General features: G+C 42.6%; 7 protein-coding genes. 6 read left to right on the forward strand and 1 reads right to left on the reverse strand.

What is annotated here, in order from left to right; translation table 11 throughout:
* The first annotated feature begins 146 nt into the window (after window positions 1–146).
* The 4 genes from E1160_RS02120 (at window position 147) to E1160_RS02135 (ending at window position 5604) form a co-directional block, all read left to right on the forward strand.
* On the forward strand, window positions 147–2933 hold the full coding sequence (locus E1160_RS02120) for a hybrid sensor histidine kinase/response regulator (protein WP_155153341.1): 2787 nt from the start codon (window positions 147–149) through the stop codon (window positions 2931–2933).
* A 117-nt stretch (window positions 2934–3050) separates the two neighbouring features.
* Entirely contained in the window at window positions 3051–3416 is a 366-nt protein-coding gene (locus E1160_RS02125) for a response regulator (RefSeq protein ID WP_155153342.1), read from the forward strand.
* Between the two features lie 62 nt (window positions 3417–3478).
* Window positions 3479–4780, forward strand: coding sequence for a protein-glutamate methylesterase/protein-glutamine glutaminase (locus tag E1160_RS02130; RefSeq protein ID WP_235914022.1), 1302 nt, complete (start codon window positions 3479–3481; stop codon window positions 4778–4780).
* Entirely contained in the window at window positions 4777–5604 is an 828-nt protein-coding gene (locus tag E1160_RS02135) for a CheR family methyltransferase (RefSeq protein ID WP_155153343.1), read from the forward strand. The genes E1160_RS02130 and E1160_RS02135 overlap by 4 nt, the downstream gene beginning before the upstream one ends.
* Window positions 5605–5659: 55 nt before the next feature.
* Here the strand turns inward: E1160_RS02135 and ctrA are convergent, their stop codons facing one another.
* A complete protein-coding gene (ctrA, locus tag E1160_RS02140) occupies window positions 5660–6343 on the reverse strand; it encodes a response regulator transcription factor CtrA (protein WP_155153344.1) in 684 nt (227 codons plus the stop codon).
* 186 nt (window positions 6344–6529) lie between these two features.
* Here ctrA and fliI point away from each other — a divergent pair, with 186 nt between their 5' ends.
* Entirely contained in the window at window positions 6530–7873 is a 1344-nt protein-coding gene (gene fliI, locus E1160_RS02145) for a flagellar protein export ATPase FliI (RefSeq protein WP_155153345.1), read from the forward strand.
* The gene (gene fliJ / locus E1160_RS02150) at window positions 7870–8298 is read left to right on the forward strand and encodes a flagellar export protein FliJ (protein ID WP_155153346.1); all 429 of its coding nucleotides are present in this window, start codon (window positions 7870–7872) and stop codon (window positions 8296–8298) included. The genes fliI and fliJ overlap by 4 nt, the downstream gene beginning before the upstream one ends.
* Window positions 8299–8494: the final 196 nt, after the last annotated feature.

The following is an 8494-nucleotide window of genomic DNA, read 5'->3' on the forward strand; positions in this document are numbered from 1 at the left end:
AAAAAAAGCAATTGCAGACTTTAATGTATTTAACGTAATTTGAATTTAAGTTGCGTAAAATGTTTGTCCTAAGAAACGTCGTGTTTTGTTAGAATTTATTTTAACCTGGCGTTTTGACTAAAAGATAACAAGGGTGAGGAATTATCATGGATGATCTGCTTAGTGAATTTCTGACAGAAACTGCGGAAAGTATGGACACGCTCGATTTAGAGCTTGTTAAATTTGAGCAAGATCCAAACGACGAAGCGATCTTAGGTAATATCTTCCGCTTGGTGCATACGATCAAAGGTACATGTGGTTTCCTTGGGCTGCCGAGATTGGAGTCAGTTGCCCACGCATCTGAAAATGTTCTAGGTCATTTCCGGGATGGTAGTTTAACAGTAACTGCGGGTGCTGTGACTTTAATTCTCGAATCCCTTGATCGTATTAAAGAGATTTTACAAACGCTTGAGGAAACAGAGGTAGAACCTGAAGGTGATGATTCTGATCTTATTGGACGTTTAAACCATTTGGCGGATACAGGTGAGGTCCCTGGCGAGGGGGCCGCGCCTGCTGCAGAAGTAGTTGCCGAAGAGGCAACCGCGGAAGAGGCTCCTGCTGAAACAGAATCGGTTGGAAGTGGCAGTGCTGCACTTGACGCTCTAATGGATATGGATGCGCCTGCGGCAGATGATAATGATGAGCTTCAAGCGTTGTTTGACGCGACACCTTATAACGGTCCTGGCGATCCAATGGCAGCTAAAAAGGCTGCTGATGCAGCTTCTGGTGAGGATGCGCCAGCAGCATCTGCTGCTGCGCCGTCGGTACCTGCGCCTGCAAAAGAAACTGCACCAGCAAAAGCTCCTGAGCCAAAAACAACGATGGCGGCGGAGAAGAAAGAAAGCTCTGGTGTTGTGCAAACTATTCGTGTGAACGTTGATTTGCTGGAAAACTTGATGACTATGGTTTCCGAGCTTGTATTGACACGAAATCAACTCCTTCAAATACTACGTAGTGCAGGTGATAGTGAATTTAATGCACCGCTACAGCGTTTGAGCCATGTAACTTCCGAGTTGCAAGAAGGTGTAATGAAGACTCGTATGCAGCCTATCGGTAATGCATGGGCTAAATTGCCGCGTATCGTTCGCGACTTATCTATCGAATTGGATAAAAAAATCGATCTACAGATGATTGGTGCCGAAACCGAATTAGATAGACAGGTTCTTGATATTATTAAAGACCCGTTAACACATATGGTTCGTAACTCTGCGGATCACGGGATTGAAGGCCCTGAAGATCGCGTTGCCGCAGGCAAGCCAGAAACTGGTACCATTACTTTGAATGCGTTCCATGAAGGCGGCCATATTATCATTGAAATTCGTGATGATGGTAAGGGATTGAACACTACGCGTATTCGTCAGAAATGTGTTGAAAATGGTTTGGCGACAGAGTCCGAACTTGATGCAATGAGCGAACATCAAATACATCAATTTGTATTTGCCGCAGGGTTTTCTACTGCCCAGCAAGTAACTTCTGTTTCTGGTCGTGGCGTTGGTATGGATGTTGTTAAAACCAATATCGATAAAATCGGCGGTAACGTAGAGTTGAAATCAGAAGAAGGTAAAGGTAGTACGTTTGCCATTAAAATTCCGCTTACCTTGGCAATTGTATCTGCTTTGATCGTGGAATGTGAAAATGAGAAATTCGCCATTCCTCAAATCAGTGTTGTTGAATTAGTACGTTCTGGTGATAATTCGGAACATACTATTGAGAATATCCATGGAACACCTGTTCTTCGTATTCGTGATGTGCTCTTACCATTGGTAAGCTTGCGCAAATTATTAAATATGGAAGAATCCAATCTTGATCAGCGCGAACAAGTTATCGTTATTGCTCAAGTAGGTACAAATTCCTTCGGTATTATCGTTGATAAGATTTATGATGCAGAAGAAATTGTAGTGAAACCCGTTTCTTCCATTTTACGCCATATAGAGACATTCTCTGGTAATACTATCCTTGGTGATGGTAGCGTGATTATGATTTTGGATCTTAACGGTATCGCTAAAGAATTGGGTGATGTTGCCGCCGTGGCAGCTGATACTATGGCTGCTGAGGAGGCTCAAGCGTTGCGTGGTGCTGGTGCAGATGATCGTGTTGCTCTCTTGGTGTTCCGTGCAGGGTCTGAATCTCCGAAAGCTGTGCCTCTTGCATTGATTGCGCGTTTGGAGGAAATCGATTTTGATAAGGTCGAGTTCACAAATGGACAGGCTCTTGTTCAATATCGTGGTAATTTGATGCCACTTGTACCTATTTCTCGCGATTACGAAATGCCAACAACAGGCAAGAAACCAACTTTGGTATTCTCTGATCGTGAACGCTCCATGGGCTTGGTTGTAGATGAGATTCTTGACATTGTTGAAGATCGTCTGAATGTTGAATTAAGTGCAGAAAAAGAAGGTATGGTTGGTAGTGCGATCATCAATGGTCAGGCGAGTGAGGTTATTGATACAGGCTATTATCTAACCCAAGCTTTCAGTGATTGGTTTGGAGCTGAGACAGAGGCTTTAGGCGCTGAAGCAAGCAAACGTCGCGTATTGTTGGTTGATGATAGTGCCTTCTTCCGTAATTTGTTATCTCCAATTCTTTCCGTCGCTGGTTATGATGTTACAACGGCAGAAAGCGCAGATAATGCCTTACATATGTGTGAATCCGGTTCTGACTTTGATGTGATTGTCAGTGATATTGAAATGCCTGGAATGAATGGATTTGAGTTCTGCAGTACTTTACGTCAGGAAAGTCGCTGGGCTTCTACTCCTGTGATTGCAATGACATCTCATACTTCTCCGGGGGATTTAGAGCATGGACGTGAGGTTGGTTTTACTGACTATGTGGCGAAGCATGATCGTGATGGTTTACTACAAGCTTTGGCGGAAACATTGAGCGCTACAAATTAATCAGTGTTTTTAAGAAATAAATGTTTGAATTCCTCTATTGAAGAGGTACTCTTTTTTAGAGGGATTCAAAAAATAAAAATAGAACCCTTGTTTGTCTAATTTTTGGAGAATCGAACAATGAAAACCTGCCTAGTGGTGGATGATTCTCGTGTTATCCGTATGGTTGCGCGGAAAATTCTTGAAGAACTCAATTTCAATGTAGTTGAAGCAGAAGATGGTCAGCAGGCACTGAATGCATGCAAAGATAGTATGCCTGAATGCGTCCTGCTTGATTGGAATATGCCTAATATGAATGGTTTAGAGTTCATGTTAGAGATGCGTAAATTACCGACCGGACAGGATGTTATTGTTGTTTTTTGTACAACGGAAAACGATATGGATCATATTCAGGAAGCTGTTGCTGCCGGGGCAAATGAATACATTATGAAGCCATTTGATAGTGAAATTATTCAAAGTAAGTTCACTCAAGTTGGTTTGATATAGGTTTCGAGAGTAAGAGCTGGATGAATAATTTACATCCTACAAAAAGTGGTAGGCAATCTTCTATGAATACAAATGCGTCGTCAGAATCTTCAAATGCACCAATTAAGGTAATGGTTGTTGATGATGCACTTGTTATTAGGGGCCTAATTACACGTTTTCTTGAAGCTGAAGGCGATATCGAGATTGTTGCTTCGGTAGGTGATGGGGAACGAGCATTGCAGGCACTGGATCGTCATCCTGTCGATGTTGTTGTTCTTGATATTGAGATGCCTCGTATGGACGGACTAACTGCATTACCTAAAATCATTGAAAAAATGCCAGGTGTGCAAGTTCTTATGGCTTCCACGTTAACGCGTCGCAATGCTGAAGTTTCCCTTAAAGCATTGTCATTAGGGGCCGCAGATTATGTTCCAAAACCAACTTCAAATACTGAGATTGGTGGGAAAGAAGATTTTAAACGTGAAATTATTGGAAAAGTGCGGGCACTTGGAAAAACAGGTCAACGTCGCCGTGCGCTTCGCGAACGTAGTGGGGCGATGCCTACCGGCGCGCGTGGTACAAGCGCATTTGCACGTCAAGAAAAGCTAACGTCTGTTAATGCATTTAAGGCAGCAAGTGAAACGAGTGCACGCCGCCCCTTCACAGCGCGTCAAACACCTGATCAACCCGCTACAACGGTACGCCCATCTGCGCCACTTCGTAAGGAAACGGCAAAAGGACAGACTACTGAAACCAAGAGTTTATATTCTACACCTGCTAATTTACGTCAATCAAAACGAATGAAGCCTGATGTAATCACAATTGGTAGTTCAACAGGAGGACCGCAGGCATTATTTAAAGTTTTGTCAAATATTGGCCCTGATGTGAAGCAACCGATTTTGATTACACAACATATGCCTCCGACCTTCACTACAATTCTTGCTGAACATGTTGCAAAAGCAAGTGGTCGTCCGACTAAAGAAGCAGAAGATGGAGAGGAAATTTTACCTGGTCATATCTATATTGCAGCAGGCGATTATCATATGTTGGTGAAAAGTAATGGTTTAAAGAAAACATTGCATAAAGATCACGGTCCTCAAGAGAATTTCTGCCGACCAGCTGTTGATCCGATGTTGCGTTCCGTCGTTGATGCTTATGGCGCGAATGTATTAACAGTCATTTTAACAGGCATGGGATCTGACGGGAAAAAGGGATGTGAGTATGTTGTAAACGCCGGTGGACAGGTTATTGCGCAGGATGAGGAAACGAGTGTTGTGTGGGGGATGCCTGGTGCTGTTGCAACAGCAGGTTTATGCTCCTTTATTCTACCTGTTGACGAAGTAGGGGCCAAGATCAGATCATTTGCTACAGGAGGACCGGTATGAGAGTTCAAGATTTCGAATTGCTCTCCACTCTGTTGAAAAAACGCTCAGGTCTTGTTTTGAGTGAGGACAAATCCTATTTACTTGAAACCCGATTGATGCCGGTTGCACGAAAACATGCATTAAAAGGCCTTGAAGAGTTATGTGAAGTTGTTCGAGTGAAGCGGGATGAAGCTGTTATCTCTGATATTACAGAAGCGATGACGACGAACGAGACTCTTTTCTTTCGTGATACCCGTCCATTCGATATGTTTCGTGATCACTTGATACCAAACTTATTAGAAAAAAGGCAGTCCTCTCGTCGAATTCGTATTTGGTGTGCAGCATGTTCTGGTGGACAAGAGCCGTATTCTTTAGCAATGATTTTAAAGGAAATGCAGGCCAAGCTATCTGGATGGCGTGTTGAAATTATGGCGACTGATATTTCTGTGGAAATGTTAGATAAAGCAAAAAGCGGCCTTTACACTCAGTTTGAAGTGCAGCGTGGTTTACCGATCACCTTACTGGTTAAATATTTCAAACAGAATGGTGATAAGTGGCAGTTGGATTCGGGTATTCGCTCTATGGTTCAGTTCCGTCCATTTAACCTCATGGAAAACCCTCGTTCCTTGGGTGAATTCGACATCGTATTTTGTCGTAATGTATTGATTTATTTTGACCAAGATACAAAGAAAATGGTTTTAGATAATGTTGCTAAGATGATGCCGAAAGACGGTGCACTATTCTTAGGTGGCGCGGAAACCGTACTTGGTGTTACAGACAGCTTTAAGCCAGTAACAGGACGTCGTGGGCTTTATCAGCGTGGCGATGGAGATGTGGGCATTTAGATTTTATGTTCAATTGGTAAACTAAAAGGCCCGGACTAATTTCGGGCCTTTTGGTTTATTCAGCATGAGGATCTCTTAAAACATAGCCGCGCCCCCAAATGGTTTCTATGTAATTTGCCCCGTCGGCGACATTCGCTATTTTCTTTCGCAATTTACATACAAATACATCAATGATCTTAGCTTCAGGTTCATCTAAACCACCATATAAATGATTTAGGAATACCTCTTTTGTTAGCGTTGATCCCAGACGCAGGGCAAGAAGTTCCAATATTGCATATTCTTTTCCGGTCAAATGTACGTTTTTACCACTTACCGATACCAATTGTGTGTCTAGATTGATACTGAGATCGCCAATTTTGACAATAGAATGTGAGTGCCCTTTAGAGCGGCGAATAATTGCTTGTATGCGCGCAGTTAACTCACGTTTATCAAATGGTTTGGTAAGATAGTCGTCGGCACCAATACCTAATCCTTTAATTTTGTCATCCATTTCGGAAAGGCCGGATAGTATTAGAATTGGGGTTGTAACTTTAGAATCCCTAAAGCGACGGAGAACTTCATATCCATCAATATCTGGTAGCATGATATCAAGGATAATGAGATCATAATCATACATCTTGCCAATTTCTAAGCCTTCTTCGCCGAGCCGGGCAAGATCAATGATGAAGTTTTCTGACTTCAATGATAGTTGGATGCTTTGTGCCGTGGTGGCGTCATCTTCAATAAGTAAGATACGCATTTTCCACCCCCGTTAATTTATTATTCATGTTATTATTATTTTGTTAATAAAGGTTAACAAATCTTGATGAAATATCAATGTATCTTTTTGTGTCTAAAGAATTAAGGACTATTCTTCTTCCTTCTCTTTTGAATTTGGCACGAGTCATTTATATTGATCCTTCGATAAATTCATAAAGAGTATGTGATGAGCCGTTTACTATCGCAGTTAGAAACAGATCTAAAAACAATCAACCCGCAGCATATTTATGGTAAGGTTGCTGGTATTCAGGGGATGTTGATAGAAATCAGCGGGATTGAAAGCATGCTTTCAATTGGGGATCGATGTTTTTTGATAGGTAAAGGCAAACGAAAGGTACCCTGTGAAGTCGTTGGCTTTCGCTCTGGTGCTGCTCTTGCTATGCCTTATGGCGGTTTGGATGGTATTGGTCTTGGCGCTCGTGCCGAAATGATGGATTCAGAACCTCTTATTCGCCCTGATCCAACTTGGTTAGGGCGGGTCATTAACGCGTTTGGTAATCCAGTCGACGGACTTGGGCCTCTCAAGCAAGGTGATATTCCCTATACGATTAGAAACAACCCACCGCCGGCGCATACACGTAATCGCCTTGGTGGGAAGATTGATCTGGGCGTACGCGCTTTAAATACATTTACGACTTGTTGCAGTGGACAGCGCATGGGAATTTTTGCGGGATCCGGTGTCGGTAAATCCATGTTGATGTCCATGTTGGCTAGATATTCCAGTGCGCCAATTATTGTTATTGGTTTGATCGGTGAGCGTGGTCGGGAGGTACAGGAGTTTATTCAGGAAGATCTCGGTGAAGAGGGGCTGGCAAGAAGTGTGGTTGTGGTCGCCACTTCAGATGAATCGGCATTAATGCGTAGGGAAGCCGCATATATGACCTTGTCTGTTGCTGAGTATTTCCGTGATCAAGGACAAGATGTTCTATGTTTGATGGATTCGGTAACGCGTTTTGCGATGGCCCAACGTGAAATTGGATTGAGTGTTGGTGAACCACCCGCCACAAAAGGGTATACACCGACCGTTTTTTCTGAATTACCAAGGCTGTTGGAGCGTGCTGGCCCGGGGACAGGGGCAGGGAGTATCACAGGTTTATTCACTGTACTGGTGGAAGGGGATGATCATAATGAGCCAATCTCAGATGCTGTTCGTGGTATTTTGGATGGTCATATAGTTCTGGATCGTGATATTGCACATCGCAATAGATATCCTGCGGTTAATATTCTTCGAAGTGTTTCGCGTAGCATGCCTGGTTGTAATAGTCCTGAAGAGAATGAAATTGTAAATAAAGCGAAGGGATTTTTGTCGTCTTATGAAGATATGGCTGAGTTGATTCGTTTGGGCGCTTATAGAGCGGGTAGTAATCCAGCTGTTGATGAAGCTATACATTATTATCCTGATATTGAGAATTTTATCAGTCAACGGAGCCAAGAAAAATCTGATCTTCAAACGGGCTATGCTGAACTTGCCCAGATACTGGGAATGGTTCAAGGGATGGATGAAGAGTGAAATCCACTTTAGATACGTTAATTCGTCTGGCTGAATTTACAGTTGATGAAAGAAGACGAGAATTGAAAGAGGTACAGGAAAAAGAAGATGTACTTCTTCAAGCTAAAGTCAAACTTGCAGAACGTGTTGAATCAGAGAAAGTCGCTGCTCAACAATCAACCGAAGGCACATTTGCTTATGGTCAATTTGTGGCATGGGCGAAGATAGAGCGAGAGCGATTGGAACAGGCTATTATAGATATTCAGCCTGAACTAGAAGAAGCAAGAGCCAAGCTTTCAGAAGCTTTTGCGGAGCAGAAAAAAGTTGAAATTACGAAAGATCGTAAAGACGAGGAAGAACGGGAGGAAATAAAAGCCAAGGAGCAGGCGTTTCTTGATGAATTTACTACCTCTCAACATATACGTAAGCAAAAGCGAAAAGAATAAAAAATTGTTCAAGGACAAAAAAAGCCCCACCCCTAGATAAAGGGATGGGGAAGTGTGATCAGGATCGAAGTCTCAAAATATTCAAAAAAATATCCTAAAGAGACCCAGAAAGAACGAGAGGAGCAAGTCGGAGTAAACGTCTGATTAATCTGACTTTGTTCATTCTTTCTGCTTCATTATATAGACTACCATTTTA

Source organism: Curvivirga aplysinae, assembly GCF_009711445.1.
Taxonomy (GTDB): domain Bacteria; phylum Pseudomonadota; class Alphaproteobacteria; order UBA8366; family Aestuariispiraceae; genus Curvivirga; species Curvivirga aplysinae.

Coding starts and splice junctions, on each gene's coding strand:
- E1160_RS02135 (WP_155153343.1), top strand. CDS start 4,777: ATGAGAGTTCAAGATTTCGAATTGCTCTCCACTCTGTTGAAAAAACGC.
- fliI (WP_155153345.1), top strand. CDS start 6,530: ATGAGCCGTTTACTATCGCAGTTAGAAACAGATCTAAAAACAATCAAC.
- ctrA (WP_155153344.1), bottom strand. CDS start 6,343: ATGCGTATCTTACTTATTGAAGATGACGCCACCACGGCACAAAGCATC.
- E1160_RS02130 (WP_235914022.1), top strand. CDS start 3,479: ATGAATACAAATGCGTCGTCAGAATCTTCAAATGCACCAATTAAGGTA.
- E1160_RS02120 (WP_155153341.1), top strand. CDS start 147: ATGGATGATCTGCTTAGTGAATTTCTGACAGAAACTGCGGAAAGTATG.
- E1160_RS02125 (WP_155153342.1), top strand. CDS start 3,051: ATGAAAACCTGCCTAGTGGTGGATGATTCTCGTGTTATCCGTATGGTT.